The sequence below is a fragment of the Phenylobacterium sp. genome, assembly GCF_030651185.1.
Classification (GTDB): domain Bacteria; phylum Pseudomonadota; class Alphaproteobacteria; order Caulobacterales; family Caulobacteraceae; genus Phenylobacterium.
Map to the genome: position 1 here is coordinate 84286 of NZ_JAUSCJ010000029.1, position 20597 is coordinate 104882.

Annotated in this window: 17 protein-coding genes; 11 read left to right on the top strand and 6 right to left on the bottom strand. The window is 68.7% G+C overall.

Annotated elements, in window-relative coordinates:
* Positions 1-124: 124 nt before the first annotated feature.
* The 3 genes from Q7J39_RS13665 to Q7J39_RS13675 all read right to left on the bottom strand — a co-directional run bounded on the left by Q7J39_RS13665 (position 125) and on the right by Q7J39_RS13675 (position 6762).
* The gene (locus Q7J39_RS13665) at positions 125-2191 is read right to left on the bottom strand and encodes an ATP-binding protein (RefSeq protein WP_304825915.1); all 2067 of its coding nucleotides are present in this window, start codon (positions 2189-2191) and stop codon (positions 125-127) included.
* Between the two features lie 523 nt (positions 2192-2714).
* A complete protein-coding gene (locus Q7J39_RS13670) occupies positions 2715-4526 on the bottom strand; it encodes an ABC-F family ATP-binding cassette domain-containing protein (protein ID WP_304825918.1) in 1812 nt (603 codons plus the stop codon).
* 40 nt (positions 4527-4566) lie between these two features.
* Positions 4567-6762: a transglycosylase domain-containing protein gene (locus Q7J39_RS13675; RefSeq protein WP_304825921.1), complete on the bottom strand. Its 2196-nt coding sequence runs from the start codon at positions 6760-6762 to the stop codon at positions 4567-4569.
* A gap of 55 nt (positions 6763-6817) precedes the next feature.
* Between Q7J39_RS13675 and Q7J39_RS13680 the strand changes: the two genes are divergently transcribed.
* A complete protein-coding gene (locus Q7J39_RS13680) occupies positions 6818-7282 on the top strand; it encodes a YcgN family cysteine cluster protein (protein ID WP_304825924.1) in 465 nt (154 codons plus the stop codon).
* On the opposite strand, the gene Q7J39_RS13685 is transcribed toward Q7J39_RS13680, so the two are convergent.
* The gene (locus Q7J39_RS13685; protein ID WP_304825927.1) at positions 7279-7689 is read right to left on the bottom strand and encodes a DUF805 domain-containing protein; all 411 of its coding nucleotides are present in this window, start codon (positions 7687-7689) and stop codon (positions 7279-7281) included. The genes Q7J39_RS13680 and Q7J39_RS13685 overlap by 4 nt on opposite strands.
* Before the next feature lie 147 nt (positions 7690-7836).
* Here Q7J39_RS13685 and Q7J39_RS13690 point away from each other — a divergent pair, with 147 nt between their 5' ends.
* On the top strand, positions 7837-8775 hold the full coding sequence (locus tag Q7J39_RS13690; protein WP_304825930.1) for a DnaJ C-terminal domain-containing protein: 939 nt from the start codon (positions 7837-7839) through the stop codon (positions 8773-8775).
* A 29-nt stretch (positions 8776-8804) separates the two neighbouring features.
* Here the strand turns inward: Q7J39_RS13690 and Q7J39_RS13695 are convergent, their stop codons facing one another.
* The gene (locus tag Q7J39_RS13695; protein ID WP_304826603.1) at positions 8805-9881 is read right to left on the bottom strand and encodes a sensor histidine kinase; all 1077 of its coding nucleotides are present in this window, start codon (positions 9879-9881) and stop codon (positions 8805-8807) included.
* 191 nt (positions 9882-10072) lie between these two features.
* Between Q7J39_RS13695 and Q7J39_RS13700 the strand changes: the two genes are divergently transcribed.
* From Q7J39_RS13700 to Q7J39_RS13715, 4 genes are all read left to right on the top strand, one after another.
* A complete protein-coding gene (locus tag Q7J39_RS13700) occupies positions 10073-10405 on the top strand; it encodes a PepSY domain-containing protein (protein ID WP_304825934.1) in 333 nt (110 codons plus the stop codon).
* A gap of 10 nt (positions 10406-10415) precedes the next feature.
* Entirely contained in the window at positions 10416-11108 is a 693-nt protein-coding gene (locus Q7J39_RS13705) for a response regulator transcription factor (protein ID WP_293495289.1), read from the top strand.
* Entirely contained in the window at positions 11105-12511 is a 1407-nt protein-coding gene (locus tag Q7J39_RS13710) for a sensor histidine kinase (protein ID WP_304825939.1), read from the top strand. Before Q7J39_RS13705 ends, Q7J39_RS13710 begins: the two co-directional genes overlap by 4 nt.
* Positions 12512-12595: 84 nt before the next feature.
* Complete coding sequence (locus Q7J39_RS13715) at positions 12596-13975, top strand: hypothetical protein (protein WP_304825942.1); 1380 nt, start codon at positions 12596-12598, stop codon at positions 13973-13975.
* A gap of 74 nt (positions 13976-14049) precedes the next feature.
* Here the strand turns inward: Q7J39_RS13715 and Q7J39_RS13720 are convergent, their stop codons facing one another.
* Positions 14050-15075 (bottom strand): AraC family transcriptional regulator, encoded by a 1026-nt coding sequence (locus Q7J39_RS13720; protein WP_304825945.1) that lies wholly within the window; start codon positions 15073-15075, stop codon positions 14050-14052.
* A gap of 159 nt (positions 15076-15234) precedes the next feature.
* Here Q7J39_RS13720 and Q7J39_RS20905 point away from each other — a divergent pair, with 159 nt between their 5' ends.
* The 5 genes from Q7J39_RS20905 (at position 15235) to Q7J39_RS13750 (ending at position 20526) form a co-directional block, all read left to right on the top strand.
* Positions 15235-16416 (top strand): sterol desaturase family protein, encoded by a 1182-nt coding sequence (locus Q7J39_RS20905; RefSeq protein WP_370690068.1) that lies wholly within the window; start codon positions 15235-15237, stop codon positions 16414-16416.
* Between the two features lie 135 nt (positions 16417-16551).
* The gene (gene ccmI, locus Q7J39_RS13735; RefSeq protein ID WP_304825948.1) at positions 16552-17628 is read left to right on the top strand and encodes a c-type cytochrome biogenesis protein CcmI; all 1077 of its coding nucleotides are present in this window, start codon (positions 16552-16554) and stop codon (positions 17626-17628) included.
* Positions 17625-18125 (top strand): cytochrome c maturation protein CcmE, encoded by a 501-nt coding sequence (gene ccmE / locus Q7J39_RS13740; protein WP_304825951.1) that lies wholly within the window; start codon positions 17625-17627, stop codon positions 18123-18125. The genes ccmI and ccmE overlap by 4 nt, the downstream gene beginning before the upstream one ends.
* Complete coding sequence (locus tag Q7J39_RS13745; RefSeq protein WP_304825954.1) at positions 18122-20083, top strand: heme lyase CcmF/NrfE family subunit; 1962 nt, start codon at positions 18122-18124, stop codon at positions 20081-20083. Before ccmE ends, Q7J39_RS13745 begins: the two co-directional genes overlap by 4 nt.
* Entirely contained in the window at positions 20080-20526 is a 447-nt protein-coding gene (locus Q7J39_RS13750; protein WP_304825957.1) for a cytochrome c-type biogenesis protein, read from the top strand. Before Q7J39_RS13745 ends, Q7J39_RS13750 begins: the two co-directional genes overlap by 4 nt.
* Positions 20527-20597: the final 71 nt, after the last annotated feature.

Below are 20597 nucleotides of genomic sequence, written 5' to 3' on the forward strand. Positions count from 1 at the left end.
CCTAGGCTGTGACGGCCCCGCTTCCAAGATGGGTCGGTGAAGTTAGGCCTCGGAACAAATCCCCACAGACCGTCATCCTCGGGCTTGTCCCGAGGATGACGGTCAAGGGCAGGTGAGCCCGAGCCTAGGCCGCCGCCTCCGACCGCGCGTGGTCCAGCCACTTGGCCAGCACCGCGTGCAGGGCTTCGATCTGGATCGGCTTGCCGACCGCGTCCACCATGCCGGCCTTCAGGCAGCGCTCCACCATCTCCGGCATGACGTCGGCGCTCATGGCGATGATCGGAACCGCCGCGCAGGGGCCGCCCAGGGCGCGGATCAGCCGGGTGGCCTCCAGCCCGTCCATGCGCGGCATGTGGACGTCCATCAGGATCAGCTCGCAGGTCCCGTCGCGGGCGGCGGTCACGGCCTCCTCGCCGTTCTCGGCCAGCACCACCTCGCACCCCAGCAGGGTCAGGACGGTGGCGCCTAGTTCGCGGTTCACCGGGTGGTCGTCCACCAGCAGCACCTTGGCGCCCAGGTCGCCGATCTTGCGCATGCCCGGCGCGGCCGGCGCCTCGGTCTCGGCGTGGGGCGCGTCGAGCTCGAACCAGAAGACCGAGCCGAAGCCCGCGGCGCTGTCGAGGCCGATGCGGCCGCCCATCAGCTCGGTCAGGCCCTTGCAGATCGCCAGGCCCAGGCCCGTGCCGCCATGGCTGCGGCTGACCGTGGAGTCGGCCTGGCTGAAGCGCTTGAACAGCTTGGTGGCCTGTTCCGTCGGGATGCCGATCCCGGTGTCGGTGATCACGAACCGCAGGGCGGACATCGCGCCCTGGACCGTGACCTCAAGGTCCAGGCGAACCCGGCCCCGCTCGGTGAATTTCAGCGCGTTGGACAGCAGATTCAGCAGGATCTGGCGCACCCGCTGGTCGTCGATCATCACCGTGCGATCAACCTCGCCGCTGGTGTTGAACTGCAGGTCCAGGCCCTTGCGGCGGGCCACCTCGGCGACGATGGCCAGGGTGTCCTGGGCGATGGCGCGGGGCTCCACCGGGCGCGGCGACAGCTCCACCTCGCCGGCTTCCATCTTGGAGAAGTCCAGGATGTCGTTGACCACGGTCAGCAGGGACGAACCCGCCCGGTCGATCAGGGTCAGCTGGCGGCCCGCGCCCTCGGGCAGGTCGCTGCGCTTCATCAGCACCTCGGTGAAGCCGATGATGCTGTTCATGGGCGTGCGGATCTCGTGGCTCATGGTGGCCAGGAACTCCGACTTGGCCTTGCCGGCGGCGAGCGCGCGGGCCTGGGCGGCGCGCGCCACCCGGGTGCGGCTGGCCCACAGGCGCTTCAGGCGCTTCTGGTCGGCGATGGCCAGCGCCGTGGCCAGGCTGGTGAAGAAGTTGACGCCGATCAGGAACTGGATGCCCCGGGTCTTCTCCAGCATCGTCCAGGTTGCTCCGGTGTGGATCTCCTGCGACCCCAGCAGCAGGCTGGAGGAAATCGACGCCAGCACCATGGCCCCCACCGCCGCGCCGCGCGGGCCCAGACGGAAGGCGATCAGCGCCATCATCGGGAAGATGATGATCGGGGTCGGGAACCGCACCGGCACGAAGGCCAGCACGCTGACAGCCGCCATCAGGCAGTAGAGGCCGAACTGCTCGGGCCACTCGCGATGGAAATCGCGCACCGCGTCGGAGCGGGCGATCAGCAGGACGGCGGGCAGGGCGATCGCCATGCCCAGGCTGTGGGCGTAGAACCAGGTGCTGAGCACCTCATTGAAGCTGCGGTCGAACAGGGTCAGCAGGTCGGCGGCCACGACGGAGCTGGCCGCCGTCGCCGGGACGATGGCGAACAGCAGCAACTGGGTGACACGCTTGAGGCTGGTGAGCCGCATAGTCTGGCCGCAGGCCTTGCGCGCCAGCCAGGCGGTGGCGAAGGCCTCGGTGAAGTTCAGCACCGGGAAGACCAGCCCCACGCCCTGCGGATTGCCGAGGGCAAGGCCAATCAGCCAGTTGAACAGGAAGCAGACCACCGCGGCCGGCGCGCTCAGGCGCCACGGCGCCAGCAGGAACATCGCCGCCAGGACGCCGTTCGACAGCCAGATGGCCGCAACCCCGGCCGAACCCTTCGTCAGGGCGAGACTGAACAGCGTCGCCGCCATGAAGGTCACGGTCAGGCTGACGGTCAGGACAAGGTCGCGCGAAGGCTTGGCCAGCATCGAGGGTCCTTACGAAGCCGCGCGATGATGCCCTAGTCGAATGGCGAAATACTTAAGCTGTGCCAAGTCGGGACAGAATGCCGCACCAAATTGGGTAGCGCCATAGCAAGAGGGCGGCGCGGCGGTTTCCCGCTGCGTCGCCCTCTCATCCAGATCCGTTGGGGGATCTGTGCCCAAAGGTCGGCTTGCGACTTCGAACGCGGGGTTACCCGCAGGTTTCCGTCGCCGACCGGTGTCCCGCGGAGATGAAGGTCCCGGCTTGCGCCGCTTCCAGTCCTCCGAGAACCTCCTGCTCGCTTCGCCGAACCCGTTCCCGTGTCCGTCAGCGCCGCAGTCCCTCTCGACCCCTTGACCTTCCCTCCGAACCCTCTATGAAGCAAGCGCCGCGACTCGTCCCGATGTGGGCGGAGCGCTCGATCTCCGGGTATATCCTGTGGATGGGTTGTGGATTTCGCGGCGTTTCCCCTAAGAATCAGCGTGCAGACTTATCCACAACAAAGCTGTGGCCGTCGCGAATCAGGCCCTAGAGGCCGGTTTCCAGCGCCTCGCGCATCTCTTCCAGCTTCATCCAGTCCTCCTCGGCCTTAACAAGCTCGGCCTGGGCGTGCGCATGGGACTTGGTCAGCTTGTCGAAGCCTGCGGGATCGCGGGTGTAGAGCGCCGGATCGGCCATGTCGGCCTCAAGCTTGGCGATCTTGGCCGGCAGACTGAGCATCAGGCCCTCGGCCTCCTTCAGCCGGTGCTGATCCTTGAAGGAGAGCTTCGTCTTCTTCGACTCGGGCGCTTGCGGCGCGGCCTTGGCCGCCACCTTTGGCGCAGGCGGCGTTGAGGCGGGTGCGGAGATCGCACCGAAATAGCCGGGGTTCTGGCGCAGGAAGTCCTGCCAACCGCCGGGCGTCTCCACTACGTCGCCGCGGCCGTTCAGGGCGATGGTCGAGGTGGCCAACCGGTCGATGAAGTCACGGTCGTGGCTCACCAGGATCAGGGTTCCCTCGAAGTCGGCCAGCAGGTCCTCGAGCAGGTCGAGGGTATCCATGTCCAGGTCGTTGGTGGGTTCGTCGAGGATCAGCAGGTTGGCCGGGGTGGCGAGCGCGCGGGCCAGCAGCAGGCGGTTGCGCTCGCCGCCGGACAGGCTGCGCACCGGCTGGCGGATCTGGGCGTCGGTGAACAGGAAGTCCTTGGCGTAGGCGTTCACGTGTTTGGGCAGGCCGCGCACCATCACCTGGTCGCCGCCGAGCGGGGTCAGCACATCGCGCAGCATCATGTCGGGCTTCAGGTCGGCCCGGGCCTGGTCGATATAGGCGATCTCCAGGTTGGCCCCCAGCTTCACCGAGCCCTCGTCCGGCGCGATCTGCCCCAGCAGCATCTTGACCAGGGTGGTCTTGCCCGCACCGTTGGGACCGACGATGGCCACGCGGTCGCCGCGCAGGATGCGGGTGGAAAAGCTCTTCAGCAGGGTGCGCTCGCCGAAGCCCTTGGCGATGCCCTTGGCCTCGATCACCCGCTGGCCGGACAGGCCCGAGGACGCGATGCCCATGTTCATGTCGCCGCGCACCTCGCGCAGCCGTTCGACCTTCACCTGGCGCAGGTCCATCAGGGCGCGCCGACGCCCTTCGTTGCGGGCCCGGCGGCCGGTGACCCCGCGCTGCAGCCAGTGCTCTTCCTGCTCCAGCTTCTTGTCGATCTTCCGGCCTTCCTCGGCCTCGGCGGCCAGGACCTGCTCGACCCAAGCGTCAAAGGCGGCGAACCCCTTGTCCAGGCGGCGCACCTTGCGGTGCTCCAGCCAGAAGCTGCGCTGGGTGGTGCGCTCCAAGAAAGCGCGGTCGTGGCTGACGATGACCATGGCGGCGCGGCTGGAGGCAAGCTCGGCCTCCAGGCTCTCAATGGCCAGGATGTCCAGGTGGTTGGTGGGCTCGTCCAGCAGCAGCAGGTCCGGGTCCTCGGCGAAGGCGCGGGCCAGGGCGACGCGGCGGATCTCGCCGCCGGACAGGCCCGCGGTCGACTTCTCCGGATCGATGCCGAAGATGTCCAAGGCCGCCTGGGCCTGGTACTCGGCCGCGCCGCCGGCGATGCAATGGTCCAGCAGGGTGGCGCCGACGATCTCCGGCTCCTGCGGAACATAGGCGATACGGGTGGCGGGCTGCACGGCGCGCTCGCCGTCGTCGGGCTGGATCTGCCCGGCCAGCATCTTGAGCAAGGTGGTCTTGCCCGCCCCGTTGCGTCCCACCAGGCAGGCGCGCGACCGCGGCTCCACCGCCAGGTTGACCCCGTCGAACAGCATTTTCGGTCCGTCGGCGAGACGAACATTCTTCAAGGCGAGGATGGGTGGCTTCATGCGGCGTCCGACATAGCGACGCGCAGGCGGGAAGCAAGCTCTAGAACGGAATCTCCTCGACCGACGGCTGGATCGGCGGCGGCGCCGGCTGAACCGGCTCCGGCGGGATCGCGGCCTCGGCGTCGCGGGCGGCGGCGGAAAACTCGTCGGCCAGGCCCTCATAGAACTCGTTGCGCGGATCGGCCTCCAGCTCGGGCTCCGGATCGGGCAGCAGCCAGTCGAAGTCGCGGATCGGCAGCTTCTCGTGCGCCACCACCATGAACTGCCGCCAGATGGCCGCCGACATGACGCCGCCGGTGATGCGGTTCATCGGCTTGTCGTCGTCGTTGCCGACCCAGATGCCCGCCACATAGTCGGGTGTGAAGCCCACGAACCAGGCGTCACGCCAGTTCTGGCTGGTGCCGGTCTTGCCCGCGGCGGGACGGCCGAAGTTGGCTCGGGCGCCGGTGCCGCCGCTGATCACCTTCTTCATCATCTTCACCATCATGCTGGCGCGGGCGATGTCGTAGGCGGGCACGGGTGAAGAGGTCTGGTGCAGGAACACCGGCTGGCCGCTGATCGTCTTGATCTCGTCGACCATGTACGGCGTGATCCGGTTGCCGCCGGTCTGGAAGACCTGGAAGCCGGAGACCATCTCGATCAGCGGCACCTCGTACGAGCCGAGCGCCACCGAAAGATTGGGGCTGGGCGGAATGGTGGTGATGCCGAAGCGCCGGGTCAGTTCGCTGATCGCCGGACCGCCGACCTCCTGGGCGAGCTTCACCGCCACGGTGTTGATGGACTGGGCCAGGGCGTTTTCCACCGTCACCGCGCCGCGATAGCCGCCGCCGTAGTTCTCGGGTTTCCAGTCGCCGAACTTCACCGGGCCGTCGATGCGCACATCAGTGGGCATGACCCCCTTCTCCAGGGCGGCGGCATAGACGAAGGGCTTGAAGGAGGAGCCGGGCTGCCGTCTGGCCTGGACCGCGCGATTGAAGACGCTGGCGTTGTAGTCGAGACCGCCCACCATGGTGCGGATCGCGCCCTCGGCGGAGATGGCCACCATGCTGGCCTGGGAGGCGCCGGCCGCCTTGCCCTCGGCGGCGATCACCTGGCGCAGGATGCCCGCGCCGGTGGCCTGCAGCTTGGGATCGATGGTCAGCCGGACCATCAGGTCGGGCGAGTTGGGACCGACGAGCTTCAGCACCTCGTTGGTGGCGTAGTCCAGGGCGTAGCCCATGTCCCCGTCATTGGCCAAGGCGCTGGGGCTGATCAGCGGCGGCCGGGCCGCGGCGGTGGCGGCGGCGTCGGCGGTGATCCAGCCCTCGCCCTGCATCCGCTCCAGCACCAGGCGCTGGCGCTCCAGGGCGCCGGCCATGTTGCGGTTCAGCGCCATGCGCGAGGGCGCCTTGGGCAGGCTGGCCAGCAGGGCGGCTTCCGACAGGGTCAGCTGGCTGGCGGGTTTGCCGAAATAGGTGCGGCTTGCGCCGTCGATGCCGAAGGTATTGGCTCCGAAATAGATGCGGTTGAGGTAGAGCTCGAGGACTTCGTCCTTGCTCAGCATCTTCTCCAGGCGCTGGGCCATGACGGCCTCCTGGATCTTCCGCGTCATGGTCTGGTCGGGCGTCAGGAACAGGCCCTTGGCCAACTGCTGCGACAGGGTCGAGCCGCCCTCAACCACCTTGCCGGCGGCATAGTTGGCCCGCGCGGCGCGCAGGATGGCCCAGGGGTCGACCGCGCCGTGCTGATAGAATCGCCGGTCCTCGGCGGCCAGGAAGGCGCGCGGCACATAGTCAGGGAGCTGGGTGAGGGTGACGCGATCGCCGTACTTCGGCCCGCGCGACGCGATCAGCACGCCGGTCTTGTCGAAGAACTTGATGGCTGGCGCCCGGTTGATCGCATAGAGCGCCTCGCGCTCCGGCAGGGCCGGGATATCCTTCAGATAAACCTGCTGGATATAGACCGCGCCGCCCAGGATCAGCAGGGCCGTCACCGCCGCCATCACCACCAGGGTGGTCCACAGCCACTTCAGGTTCTTGGGCTTTCGCGGTCCGCCACCGCCCGATCCGCCGCCGCCGGTCCTGGTCTTCGCGGGCTTCTCGGTCTTCAGCTTGGCCTTTTTCGGCTTGGGCAGATCGGCCCGGAAGTGTTCGTCGGGCGCCGCGTCAGGCTCGGGCGCGCGCGCCGGCGCCCCGGGCGCCTGGGGGCTCGGCTTGGAGTCCGGGAACTTGTAGGGGTCGAGATTCCAGTCGGGCACTTGGTCAAACGAATAAGGGGCGGCAGGGACGCTTTTGGTTTAGGACGCCTCTAACATGGCGACGAGACCTTACTGGGAAACGAAATCACTCCGCCAGATGACGGTGCAGGAGTGGGAGAGCCTATGCGACGGTTGCGGGCTCTGCTGTCTTGTTCGCTTCGAGGATGAGGATTCCGGCGAGATCATCCCCACCCGCGTGCATTGCCGCCTGCTCGACGCCCAGACCTGCGCCTGCAGCGACTATCCCGGCCGCAAGAAGCACGTCCCCGACTGCATCAAGCTGACCCCGCAGAATGTCGACCGGCTGCAGTGGATGCCGCTCTCCTGCGCCTATCGCCGGATCAATGAGGGCCGGGGCCTGGCCGACTGGCACCCGCTGATCTCCGGCGATCCCGAGAGCGTCCACCGCGCCGGGGTCTCCGTGCGTGGCGAGACCATCAGCGAGGACGAACTCGAAGACCCCGAGGACGCCATGGCCTATGTCGCCTACGACCTGATGGAAGAGCGCGGCGACGACTAGCCCCGGCTCTTCGCCAGCCCGATCCACAGGGTGGCGGCCAGAAACACCACGATCCCCGCCAGCGGCCCGAAGAAGCCGAGCATGGTCCACGGCGCGGGGCCCCGCCCATCCAGCGCGCCCACCAGGAAGCCGACGCTGGCCAGGCCCACGATCAGCACCGCCGCCGGGATCGCCGCCAGGAACCGCGAGCGCCCGGCGTCCTCCAGTCGCTTGGCCGACAGGCACAGCCAGCAGAACAGGCAGAAGAGCGCCAGCCCGAACCGCATCTGCAACGGGTGGATCCATCCCGCCATGTAGTTCGCGAGGTCCGCCGCGAACGCCGCCAGCAGCAACACCAGCAGGGCGCGCCAGAAGCTCAGCCGACCGATACGGCCCCGCGGCCAGAGGAAGAGTTTGACAATGCGCATGGCGCCTCGAGGCTGAAGGGCGGAGGCTAGCGGTTCGGCGCAAGTCTCTGTATGTGGCATTTTTACCACATTGGCTCTTGCGCCTGGGGTCAAACAGCCTAATTGAAGGCCACGCGGTTTTCCCGTGAACAGGAAGGTTCTTCACTCTTGGCTGGCGATCCCTATCAGGAACTTGGCGTTTCCCGCGGCGCGAGCGCCGATGAGGTCCGCAAGGCGTTCCGCAAGCTCGCCAAGAAGCACCACCCCGACACCAATCCGGGCGACAAGGCCTCGGAAGAGAAGTTCAAGCGCGTCAGCGCGGCCTTCGACATCGTCGGCGACCCTGACAAGCGCAAGAAGTTCGACGCTGGCGAAATCGACGCCGACGGTCGCGAGACCTCCCGCGGCTTCGGCGGCGGGGGCGGCAGCGGCGGTCCCTGGGGCCAACCCGGCGGCGGCGGCTGGAGCCCGCGCGGCCAGGCCGAAGGCCCCGACATCGACCTCTCCGACATCCTGGGCGAGATGCTCGGTCGTGGCCGTGCGGCACAGGGCGGGCAGGGCGGGCAGGGCGGCGGCTTCGGCGGCTTCTCCCAGCGCGGCGGTGACGTGCGCGCCAAGCTTGAGATCGACCTGGAAGACACCATCGAGGGTCCGAAGAAGCGCATCGCCTTCTCCGATGGCCGCACCATCGACGTCTCTATCCCCAAGGGGGCCGAGGAAGGCCAGACCCTGCGCCTCAAGGGGCAGGGCTCTCCTGGCCGCTCTGGCCCCGGCGACGCTTTCATCGAGCTGACCATCCGTCCGCATCCGATCTACCGGCGCGAGGGCGACAATCTGGTCATGGACCTGCCGGTCTCGATCCCCGACGCGATCCTGGGTGGCAAGGTCCAGGCGCCGACCCCCGACGGCCCGGTCAATGTCTCGGTCCCCAAGGGCGGCGGTTCGTCCCTGCGCCTCAAGGGCCGCGGCCTGTCGGACTCCAAGGGCAAGCGCGGCGACCTGCTGGCCCGTATCGTCCTGATGCTGCCAGAGACCATCGATCCGGAGTTGGAAGCCTTCGCCGAAAAGTGGCGCGCCGAGCGACCCTATACGCCGCGGCGGCGGTAGCCTCAGGGCCAGATAGGTGCGCCGCGACCTCAGGCCGCGTTGGCGGCGTCGAAGGTGATCTCGACCTGCATCCCTTGGCCAGGCGACGAGGTGACGTCCATGTGCGCCCTGGCGTTCTGCAGCAGCGAGCGAACGATCAGGGCGGAAAGCTTGCCGGGCTTGGGCCAAACATAGCCGTCGGGCAGGCCCACCCCGTCATCGGCCACCAGCACCCGACAGCCGCCTTCAGCCTCGGTGGTGCTGTGCAGGGTGATTGTCCCGCCCTCCCGGCCCTGGAAGGCGTGCTTCAGGGCATTGGTCAGCAGTTCATTGACCACCAGGCCGGTGGGCATGGCGACATCAAGGGAGACCAGCCAGGTGTCCACCTGCAGGTTGAGATGAATGCCCTCCACCGCGTGGGCGCGCATGACGGCGGACGCGATTTCACTCAGATAGATTCCAAGATCGACGACGCCCTCACCGGGTGAATCCCCCAGGGCGCGGTACAGCAGGCCCAGAGCCTCGACCCGCCCGGCCAGCCGGTCGAACCCCTCTCCGGTCGACAGATCGGAGACGCCGCGCGCTTCGACGCGGATCAGGGCGGTGATCATCTGTAGATTGTTCTTCACCCGGTGCTGCAGTTCCAGCAACTGGGTATCCTTCTCCCGGACCTGTTCCTCCAGGCTGTCGAGCACCGAGGCGTCCCGCTTGGCCGCCGCGATCAGCGCCACGAGCCGGAAGGCGGGCTTGCCCTCGTCGTCATCGATCACATTGGACCAGGCGTCCACCATCAGCCCGACATCGCCATGCGGCATGTTGAAGGACCCGAGATAGTCGCGCCCCTTGGCGATCGCCTCTCCCATGGTCCGAGGGGCCTGAGGCGGCGCGGCCTCGCCTGGCAGGCTTTGCCAGCCGTTGCCCAGCACCGTGGTGTTCAACTGGCCCGAGAGCCGCTCGAACTCCAGGTTGGCGTAGATCACCTTCTCCACCGGATTGAGTTCGGCGACGGCGACGGCGATGGGAACCTGGTCGAGGAACTGCTTGAACCGATCGCTTTCGAGAGCCACAGCCAGGTCTGGGCTCTCCAGAAGCTGTTCAATGTTGGTCTGCGGCTCGTCTGGGGGCATCTGCACCTTGGGCCTGCCGTGATGGCGGGCTTCTTCCCGGCAGTTTAGAAGGTCTGGCTTCCTTAGGCCATCGAAGCCTGTGACGTCACCCGATCGCCTCCCACACGTCTCACGCGTGACAGACCGCCGCACCGCCTGCATAAACCCCTTATTCAGGCTGGGTTCAGTCGCGGGGCTCTAAACCTCTGGGCATGAAGCGTTCAATCGCCATAGCCGCCCTTCTCCTGGCGCTCACTCCGGTGGCGTCCCAGGCGCAGGGCTATCCCGACTACGGGCGGCCGTCCTACGGCGCCCGTGGGGACCAGGACCGCGCCCGCGCCGCCGTGCGGGGCGGCCGTCAGGTCTCGCTGTCCCAGGTGATCAGCATGATCGCCTCGCGCACCCCCGGCCGCCAGCTCAACACCACCATGGGCGACTATTCCGGTCGCCCGGCCTATTTCGTTCAGTGGCAGACCCCCGACGGCCGGGTGATGATCTTCATCGTCGACGCCGAGAGCGGTCAGATCCTGTCGCGCCAAGGCTAAAGAGGCTCCTATGCGTATCCTGCTGGTCGAAGACGATCCGGACCTGTCGCGGCAACTGAAGGCCGCCCTGGGCGACGCCGGCTACGCCGTCGACCATGCCCCCGACGGCGAGGAAGCCCAGTTCCTGGGCGAGACCGAGCCCTATGACGCGGTGATCCTCGACCTGGGCCTGCCCAAGGTGGACGGAGTCTCGGTGCTGGAGCGCTGGCGCCGGGGCGCCATGGCGGTTCCCGTGCTGATCCTCACCGCCCGCGGGGCGTGGAGCGAGAAGGTGGCCGGCTTCGACGCCGGCGCCGACGACTATCTCACCAAGCCCTTCCACACCGAGGAACTGCTGGCCCGCCTGCGCGCCCTGCTGCGCCGCTCGGCCGGCCATGCGGCGCCCAGCCTGTCGGTGGGCGGCCTGCGCCTGGATCCCCGCGCCGCGCGGGCCACGGTCAATGGCGAGCCCTTGCGGCTCACCTCCCTGGAATACCGCCTGCTGCACTATCTGATGATGCACCAGGGCCGGGTGATCAGCCGCACCGAGCTGGTGGAGCACCTGTACGACCAGGACTTCGACCGCGACTCCAACACCATCGAGGTGTTCATCGGCCGGGTGCGCAAGAAGATCGGCGCCGACCGCATCGATACGGTGCGTGGCCTTGGCTACCGCCTGACTGCGCCCCCGGAAGAGCTGGAGGGCCAGGCGGCCGGCTCGTGAAGCTCGACGCCCTTCGCCGACAGTTCGAGGCCCTTCGCCGGCCCTCCCTCGTCCGACGTCTGGTGATCCTGGCCGCCGGCTGGTCCCTGGCGGTCCTGCTGGTGACGGCGCTCGTCCTCTCCATGCTGTTCCAGCAGGCGGCGATCCGCCGGTTTGACCAGGGTCTGGCCGAGCTGATCGACAACCTGACGGCCGGAACCACCATCGACGAGAAGGCCGAGATCCTCGCCCCGGCCCTGACCGACCTGCGAGCCCTGCGCGCCTATTCCGGCAAGTACTGGCAGATCAGCGAGCCGGTGAACGGGGTGCTGAAGTCCCGTGTCCGCTCCCGCTCCCTTTGGGACAGCGAGCTGAGGACCCCACCGGACCTGGCCCTGCGCCTGGCCGCCGATCCGGGCAAGCCGATCTTCTACGACACCCGCGGCCCCCTGAACGAACCCCTGCGGGCCATGGCGACTCGGGCCGAGCTGCCGGGTGGCAAGGCGCCGGTGGTGTTTATGGCCGCCGAGGACCGCAGTCCCGTCGACCGCGACATCCGCAACTTCGTCACCGCGACGGCCGTCGCCTTCCTGCTGCTGGGGGTCGGCATGGTGGCCGCCGTGGTGATCCAGGTGCGCGTGGGCCTGAACCCGCTCTTCGCCCTGCGTCACGAGGTGGCCTATGTCCGGCGCGGCAAGCGCGAGCGGATCCATGGCGCCTATCCCACCGAACTGATGCCGCTGGCCGACGAACTCAACGCCCTGATGGCCCATAACCAGGAGGTCGTGGAGCGCCAGCGCACCCACGTCGGCAACCTGGCCCACGCGCTGAAGACCCCGCTCTCCGTCATGCTGGCCGAGTCCCAGGCCCAGCCCGGACCCCTCGCTGAGGTTGTGACACGCCAGTCGGAAGCCATGCGCCAGCAGGTCGACCACCACCTGCGCCGCGCCCGCGCGGCCGCCCGCACCCAAGGGTCTGGCGAACGAACTTCGGTCGCCGACGTGCTGGACGAATTGTCGCGGACCCTGGAGCGGATCTTCCAGGACAAGGGCGTCACCATCGATTGGGACGCCGAGGACGACCTCTATTTCCTGGGCGAGCGGCAGGACCTGCTGGAGCTGGCCGGCAACGCCATGGAAAATGCCGCCAAGTGGTGCAAGGCCCGCGTCCGCGTCCGCACCGAGATCATTTCCCCCGAGCGGCTAAGGCTTTCCGTCGAGGATGACGGGCCGGGCCTGTCGCCCGCGCAGCGTGAGGCGGCAATCCAGCGTGGCGCCCGCCTGGACGAAAGCGCGCCCGGCTCGGGCCTTGGCCTCAACATCATCGACGAGCTGGCCCGCGCCTATGGCGGCTCTCTCAAGCTTGATGAGGCAAGACTTGGTGGCCTTTCGGTGGTTCTGGAGCTCCCGCGAGCCGAGGCGTGATTCCTCAGTCTTTGGAAAACCTTAACTCGGTCGGAACCATGTTCTCCAACGACGCGTGCCCCGTATCGCGCCAGGAGCGTACCAATGTCCGGTCTGTCCGACCGAAAGATCGAAATCGTCCGCCATCTGGTCGAGTCGGCGCCCGACAAGATCGTGGGCGGCTTGCAGAATGCGCTGGCCGCCGCCTCCGGTGACTCGGTTCTGGCCGGCGTTCGCCGTCTGGTGGAGAGCGAGGTCGCCGACCGCCGCCTGCGCAACGCGGTCCTTTCCCCCATCGCGCCCCTTTGCGTCGCCGGGGCGGCCGAACAGGACCACATCCGTTTCCCGCCCCGCGTCCTGGCCCTTATCTGGCGCGGCCTGAAGGACACCTGCCCGACCGAGGTCCTGAAGGCCGAGCGGACGCTGGTGGACTACCGGGCTGACGAAACCTCCACCGAGCCTTTCGATATTCTGGTGATCGCCGCCGCCGACGGCCTGCGCGAGCGGGAGCAGCGCGACTTCGCCGCCGCCGCCGACCTGGCCGACGCCAGCCGCGAGGGCGGCGCTGAACTGCTGCTGTCCTGTCTGGCGCTGTCACCCATCATCCGCGACGCCACTCTGCGCCTGCCGGAGTGGATCAGCCGCACCACCGACGAGCGCGCCGCCGCCGCGCGTCTGGCCTATAAGGACGCCGTCGCCATCTCGGACGACGCCGGACCTCGGTTCTTCGAGATGCTGGCCGCCCAGCTGGCCGAGCCCTGGACCATCCTGCGGATCGTCTCGGCGGTGATGGACCGCCCGACCGAACACTATCTGGCCGCCTCGGAGTTCTCGGTCTTCGCCGAGCAGCTCATGGACGAGATCGACAAGAATCTCACCAAGGTGGCTCAGCTCGACCTGGGGGGTGGTCCCCAGGCCGGCCGCGACGCTGCCGCCACCGTCGAACTGATCACCCACCAGATCGCCGAGATCGAGAACTCCGTCGAACTCGGCAAGGAAGGCGGCTGGGGCGGCCGCGTCCAGAAGCAGAAGAAGGCCCTGGCGGGTGTGGTCGAGGGCCGCCTGCGCGAGGCCGACAAGGTCATGGGCCAGGCCCTGCCGTCGCACAGCGTCCGCGTCGCCCGCACGATGAAGAGCCTGCCTCGGTTCACGGGTGAGCCGGAGGAGAAGGCCGTCACCCGCGCCGTCACCCTGCTGACCTTCATCGAGTCGATCCGCTCCAGCGCCAACTACGGCGGCTTCGCCTCCACCCGCACCAAGGTGGTGGAAAAGATCGGCGAGACCATCGACGACTATGTCGAGGAGGCGCTCTCCCTGCTGCGCGAGGGCGAGGTCGCCGATCCCGAGTTGGCCCGCGTCTTCCTCAACATCGCCGCCGACTGCTCGACCCTGCTGCGCGACCCGCGTTCCGGTGACGTGATCCGCCGCCGGGCCACCGCCGCCCTCGGCGCGATCAAGCCGGCCGAAGGCAGCGCGGCGGCCTAAGTTTACGGGTCTAGGTTCCTCCATTCCACCCGCTTTCGCCACCTCGGCCAGAGTGGCCCCGCCGGAGAACGCGGTCAGCTTTGCGCCTGTACGCGCCAGTCTGACGGCGTAACGCCGCTTGTGGCCTTGAAGGCGCGGTTGAACGGCCCGAGCGAGGCGAAACCGACCTCGTAGGCGATGCTGGAAACCGGGCTGAGGGCGCGGTCGGGGTCGGCGAGCGCGGTCTTGGCGGCGAGGATGCGGCGCTCGTTCAGATAGGCGCTGAAGTTGCGGTAGCCGAGTTCGGTGTTGATGAGGCGCCGCAGGCGATGCTCCGGCGCGCCGACCTGTGTGGCGAGATCGAACATCGTCAGGGCCTCGGTGCGCCAGATTTCCTCCTCGTCCATCGCCCGGCTAAGGCGTGACAGGAGGGCCTGGTCTATGGCGTTCCCGGGCGGGGGGGAGACGCGCGGCGCGGACTGGAGGAGGTCGCTGTTGAGATGGAGGAAGACCGCCATGCCCGACAGGCTCAGGATCAGCAGCGCAATCGCGCCGACGGGCGCGAGTTCCGGCATCGGCCGCCAGAGCATCTGGGCGACCTCGAGCACCACCACCAGCAAGGCGTATCCCGCCGCGCTGGCCAGCACCGGGCCGCGAAGCTTTCGCCGGCTTTCCACCAGGTCGTCCCGCCAGCCGCGGGCGATGACATGCAGGGCGTGGCCGATCATGCCGATTGCGACGATGGAGTAGATCACCCATACGGCTTGCGCGAAGGTTGGCCGGACCAGGAGGCCCGCCAACGCCAGCAGGAGGTTTGCGGCGGCGGGCGCGAACCGGCGCCAGAGCGGCCGCGCCTCGTCGGAAAACAGGTCGGTGGCGAAGGTCCAGAAAAAGCCGGCCCCCGTGATCGAGAGCAGCCAGATGACCGGGAACGCCGCACCGGCCACCAGCCGCGCGGACGGCGACTGGCTCAGGACGTGACCGGCGGCGGTGAGGCAGAATAAGACCCCGCTCAGGCGCAACCGCGCCGGGTTTGCCCGCCCAAAGCAAAGCGCCAGGCCAAGGAAGCCGCCCATGGCGGCGCCGCGCACCAGAAGCTCGATCAACACCAGTTCGCCCATGGTTCCCTTAAAGGTCCGCCAAGTGCGTCCGTCGACGCCGAGGGCTCGCCGATTTGTCCGAAGCTTCGCCTGAAATGAAATCTCTAGCCGATTTTCGTCCACGGCGAGCGGCGGCGCGGCGGCGAGTTCAGGGACGGGTCCTCAAAGGAGGCCTATCCCATGTCCCATATCGAAGAACTGGCCAGCGAATGGCTGCGCCTACTGAACGGTGACCTGATCCGCTACGCTGTCTTCGCGATCGCGACCTGGTTTTCGCTCTGGATCGTCCTCGCGCGGCCGCTGGCCGGGCGAAAGCTCAGGGCCGAACGGCCGCCTGTGCGGCGTATGATCGTCGAATTTCTCATCTCCCTCCGATCCGTGGCGATCTTCTCCACGGTTGGCCTCTCGCTGGCCGTGCTGGATCGGGTCGGCCTGGTCTGGGGTCCGGCGGTGGCGGAACGCCTGGGACCGGTGTGGTTCTGGGCGTCGCTCGGGTTGATGATCGTGGCGCACGACGCCTGGTTCTACTGGGCGCACCGGCTGATGCACCAGCCGGCCCTGTTCCGCACCTTCCATCGCCGGCATCACCGATCGAACAACCCGTCACCGTTCACGGCCTACAGTTTCGATCTGGCTGAAGCCGCTGTGCAGGCCGCCTTCGTCCCGCTGTGGATGCTGGCCACGCCGACGCCTTGGGGCGTGATCGGTCTGTTCATGATCCACCAGATCTTCCGCAACACCATCGGCCATTGCGGCTACGAGCTGTTTCCGGCGCGCCGGGACGGACGGCCGTTGATGCCGTTCCTGACCACCGTCACCCACCATGACCTGCACCATGCGCAGGCGGGCTGGAACTACGGCCTGTACTTCACCTGGTGGGATCGGTGGATGGGCACCGAGCATCCCGAGTATCTGGCGCGGTTCGCCAGGGCGGCCGGTCGCGCACCGTCAATGAAGCCCGCTTTGGCGGCGATCCTCGGATTGTCACTGCTGATCACCGCGCCTTCACCGTCCCAGGCCCAGACGATGACGGCGTTCACGCGGGATTGGGCGGCCGAAGGGCTCGGCGGGGTCGTCAGGCTTGGTCCCTGCGCGGAAGACGGGTCGAAGCTGTGCGGGCGGCTGCTCTGGGTTTGGGATGAGAGCCGCGTGAAGCAGGGGATGGTCGGCGCCGAGATCCTCGAGGGCTTCGTCTGGCGCGGCGGCGCCTGGCGGGACGGGACGATGCTGAACCCTGTGGACGGCAAGACCTATAGGGGCTCGATCCGGGTCGGCGGTGGATCGGCGCGCGTCTCGGGATGCGTCGCGCGATGGTGCGGCAAGCAGGTCTGGCGGCCGCTGGCGTCCACCCCCAGCCCCTAGGCAAAGGCGTCTGTGGGTGGGTGGCGAGGTTGACCGGCATAGGGTCCGCCTCCCACCCTCGCCAGGCCTGAGATACGTCTGCTTTCCGCCATGCGGACCCTCGCGCTCCCTCGCGGTTTCCGCTAAACGCCCCTCATGATCGCCTTTTGGGTGGCCGCTGGTCTCATCTCCGCCGCTGCGGCCGGCCTCGTCCTGAACGCCGCCGCGCAAGCCGCGCTGAACGCCGGGTCCCAGGATCCGACGCTGGCCCTCTATCGCCGTCAGCTCACCGAGATCGACGACCTCGCTGAGCGTGGCCTGATCGCCCCGGGCGAGCGCAAGGGCGCCCATGCCGAGGCCGCCCGTCGCCTGCTCCATGCCGCCGACGCGCAGGCCCGCCCGTGGACCGCCGACGCCGCTCTTCGCAAGCCGGTGCTGGCCGTGGCCGGCCTGGTCCCGCTCATCGCGCTTGGCCTCTACTTCTGGGTCGGCTCGCCCGCCTATCCCGACCAGACCTTCAAATCGCGGTTGGCCGCCTGGCGCGCCACCGACCCCGCGACCCTGTCGGCGCCTGAAATGGCCGCCGTCCTCCAGGCCATGACGGTGGAGCGGCCCAGGGACCCCGAGGGCTTCCACTACCTGGCCATGGCCCATGCCGCCTCCGACAACCCGTCGGGCGCGGCCCGCGCCCTGCGTCGCGCCATCGAACTGGCCCCCAAACGTCCCGACCTCTGGGAGCTGCTGGGCGAAGCCCAGGTGGCCCAGGGGGGCGGCGAGGTCACGCCCCAGGCCCGGCGCGCCTTCGAGCAGGCCTTGAAGCTCGATCCCAAGGCCGTCACCTCGCGCTTCCACCTGGCGCGCGCGCGCATCGCCGCCGGCGACAAGGCGGGCGGGCTCGCGGCCTGGCGCGCCCTGCAGGCCGACCTGCCCATGACCGATCCCCGCCGTGGCGCGCTCGCCTCGGCCATTTCCCAGGCCGAGGCCGGCCCGGCTTCCGCGCCCCCCGCGCCGCAGATGGACGCCATCCGCGGCATGGTCGCAGGCCTCGCGGCCAAGCTTGAGTCCGATCCCTCCGACGGCGAAGGCTGGGTGCGGCTGGTGAAGTCCTACGCCGTGCTCGGCGACACCGAAAAGCGCGACACGGCCCTGGCCACCGCCCGCAAGCGGTTCGCCGCCGACCCCGAACTGCTCCAGGCCCTCGACGCGGCCGCCAAGACGGAACCCATGCGATGAGCGGTTGGCTGCCCAAGTCCCCCAAGGCGCGCCGCCGCCTGACCCTGCTGGCGGCCATCGCCCCGGTGTTGGCCCTGGCCGTTGGCCTGACGCTCTGGGGCCTCTCGGACTCCATCTCCTTCTTCTACACCCCCAGCCAGGCCGACGCCGCCAAGCCGGCGGTTGGCCGCACCGTCCAACTGGGCGGTCTGGTGGAGGAGGGCAGCGTGGTGAAGCATCCCGACGGCCGCGTGGAATTCACCGTCCGCGACCAGGTCGCCGCCGACCGCATCGTCTTCCAGGGCGACCTGCCCGACCTGTTCCGCGAGGGGCAGGGGATCGTCGCCACCGGCGCCTACCGCCAGGACGGGGTCTTCCAGGCCAAGCAGGTCCTGGCCAAGCACGACGAGCGCTACATGCCGCGTGAGGTCTCCAAGGCCCTGAAGGAACAGGGCGAATGGCGCGGCGACGGCGCGGCCCCAACCTACGGCTCTCCCAAGAAGTCCCCCGTCACATGATCGCCGAGACCGGCGCCTTCGCCCTGATCCTCGCCCTGGTGCTGTCCCTGACCCAGGTGGTGCTGTCCGTGCTCGGCCGCTGGCGGCGCGCCAGCGTGCTGGCCGGCGCCGGCGCCGGCGCGGGTCTCGCGGCCTTCGCCTGCGTCGCCGTGGCCTTCGCCGCCCTGATGCACGCCTTCGTCACCTCCGACTTCTCGCTGGCCAATGTCGCGGCCAACTCCCACACCGAGAAGCCGATGCTCTACAAGGTGGCCGGGACCTGGGGCAGCCACGAGGGCTCCATGCTGCTCTGGTGCCTGGCCCTGACCGGCTTCGGCGCCGCCGTCGCCGGCTTCAAGCGTGGCCTGCCGGCGGGCCTGAAGGCCGTCACCGTGGCCACCCAGGGCGCGCTGGGCACGGTCTTTCTCGCCTACACCGTCTTCGCATCGAACCCCTTCCAGCGGCTGGTCCAGATTCCCATCGAAGGCCGTTCGCTGAACCCCCTGCTGCAGGACCCGGCGCTCGCCTTCCATCCGCCCTTCCTCTATGCGGGCTATGTCGGCATGTCGGTGGTGTTCTCGCTGGCCGTCGCCGCCCTGGTGGAGGGCCGCGCCGACGCCGCCTGGGCCCGCTGGGTCCGGCCCTGGACCCTGATGGCCTGGAGCCTGCTCACCGTCGGCATCACGCTGGGCGCCTTCTGGGCCTATTACGAACTGGGCTGGGGCGGTTGGTGGTTCTGGGATCCGGTGGAGAACGCCAGCTTCATGCCCTGGCTGATCGCCACGGCCCTGCTGCACTCGGCCATCGTCACCGAGAAGCGCGGCGCCCTGGCCGGCTGGACGGTGTTCCTGGCGCTCGGCGCCTTCACCTTCTCCATGCTGGGCGCCTTCCTGGTGCGCTCGGGCGTGCTCACCAGCGTCCACGCCTTCGCCGTCGATCCGACGCGGGGCGTCCTGCTGCTGATGATCCTGGGAGTCACCGCCGGCGCCGGCTTCGCCCTCTTCGCCTGGCGCGCCCCGGCGCTCAGCCCCGGCGGTGTCTTCGCCCCGGTCAGCCGCGAGAGCGCCCTGGTGCTCAACAACATCCTGCTGGCGGCGGCCACCGTCACCGTGCTCCTGGGCACCCTCTATCCCCTGATCCGCGAGGCCGCGACGGGGGAGGCGATCTCCGTGGGCCCGCCCTTCTTCAACCTGACCTTCACCCCGCTGATGGCCGCCCTGCTGATCCTGCTGCCGGCCGGGCCGCTGCTGGCCTGGAAACGCGGCGACGCGCTCGGCGTGGCCCAGCGGCTCTGGGTCGCGGCCCTGATCGCGGTCGGCGCAGGCCTGCTGGCCTTCGCCGCTGTCAGCCCGCGCAAGGCGCTCGCCAGCGCCGGTCTGGCCATGGGGGTCTGGCTGATCGTCGGCGCCCTGGTGGAGCTGGCCGAGCGGACGCGGGCCTTCCGCGGCTCCGGGGCCGAAACGTGGCGTCGTCTCACCGGCCTGCCGCGCGGCGCCTGGGGTATGACCTTCGCCCACCTGGGCCTGGGCGTGTTCGTTCTGGGCGCCTGTTTCGAAACCAGCTGGAAGTCGGAGGCCGCCGAGACCCTCTCCCTTGGCCAAACCCTTAATGTCGGCGCCTATGAGCTGACCCTGGAGCGCATCGAGGGGGGCGATGGCCCCAACTACGACGCCGAGCGCGCCACCATCATCGCCCGCAAGGACGGCGCCCTGGTCTGCACGCCCAAGCCGGAGCGCCGCTTCTACCCCACCGGCGGCCAGACCACCTCGGAGGTCGCCATCTGCACAAAGGGCTTCAACCATCTGTACGTCGTGCTGGGCGAGCGCCGCCCCGGCGACGTCTGGCTGGTGCGCGCCTATTGGAACCCCTGGGCTCTGCTGATCTTCCTGGGTCCCGCCATCATGGCGCTGGGCGGCCTGATCTCGCTCTCCGACCGTCGCCTGCGGCTGGCCGTCGGACGCCGGGCTCTGCCCGCATGAGGAAGCTGCTGGCCATCTGCGCGGCGATCTTCTGCATCGCCGCGGCCTCTGATCCGGCAGAACGCCTGCCCGATCCCGGCCAGGAGGCCCGCGCGCGGGCCATCTTCGCGGAGGTCCGGTGTCTCGTTTGCCAGAACGAGTCCATCGACGACTCTTCGGCCGAGCTGGCCGGCGACCTGCGCCGCCTGGTCCGCGACCAGATCAAGTCGGGCAGGTCCGATGACCAGGTCCGCACCTATCTCACCGACCGCTACGGCGAGTTCGTGCTGCTCAAGCCCGCCTTCTCCTGGGGCAACGCGGCCCTGTGGGGCGCGCCCTTCGTCGTGGTGATCCTGGGGCTTTTCCTGCTGTTGCGGAACCTTGGCGCCCCGCGCCCGTACGCCGAACTGTCGCAGGACGAGGCGGCCCGCCTCGCCGCCCTCGCCGACAAGGAACAGACGTGACACGATTGCGCCCAATATCGGTCGCCTTGCTGCTGGCAGCGTGACCTAAACGTAACTTGCGCGTGGGTTGC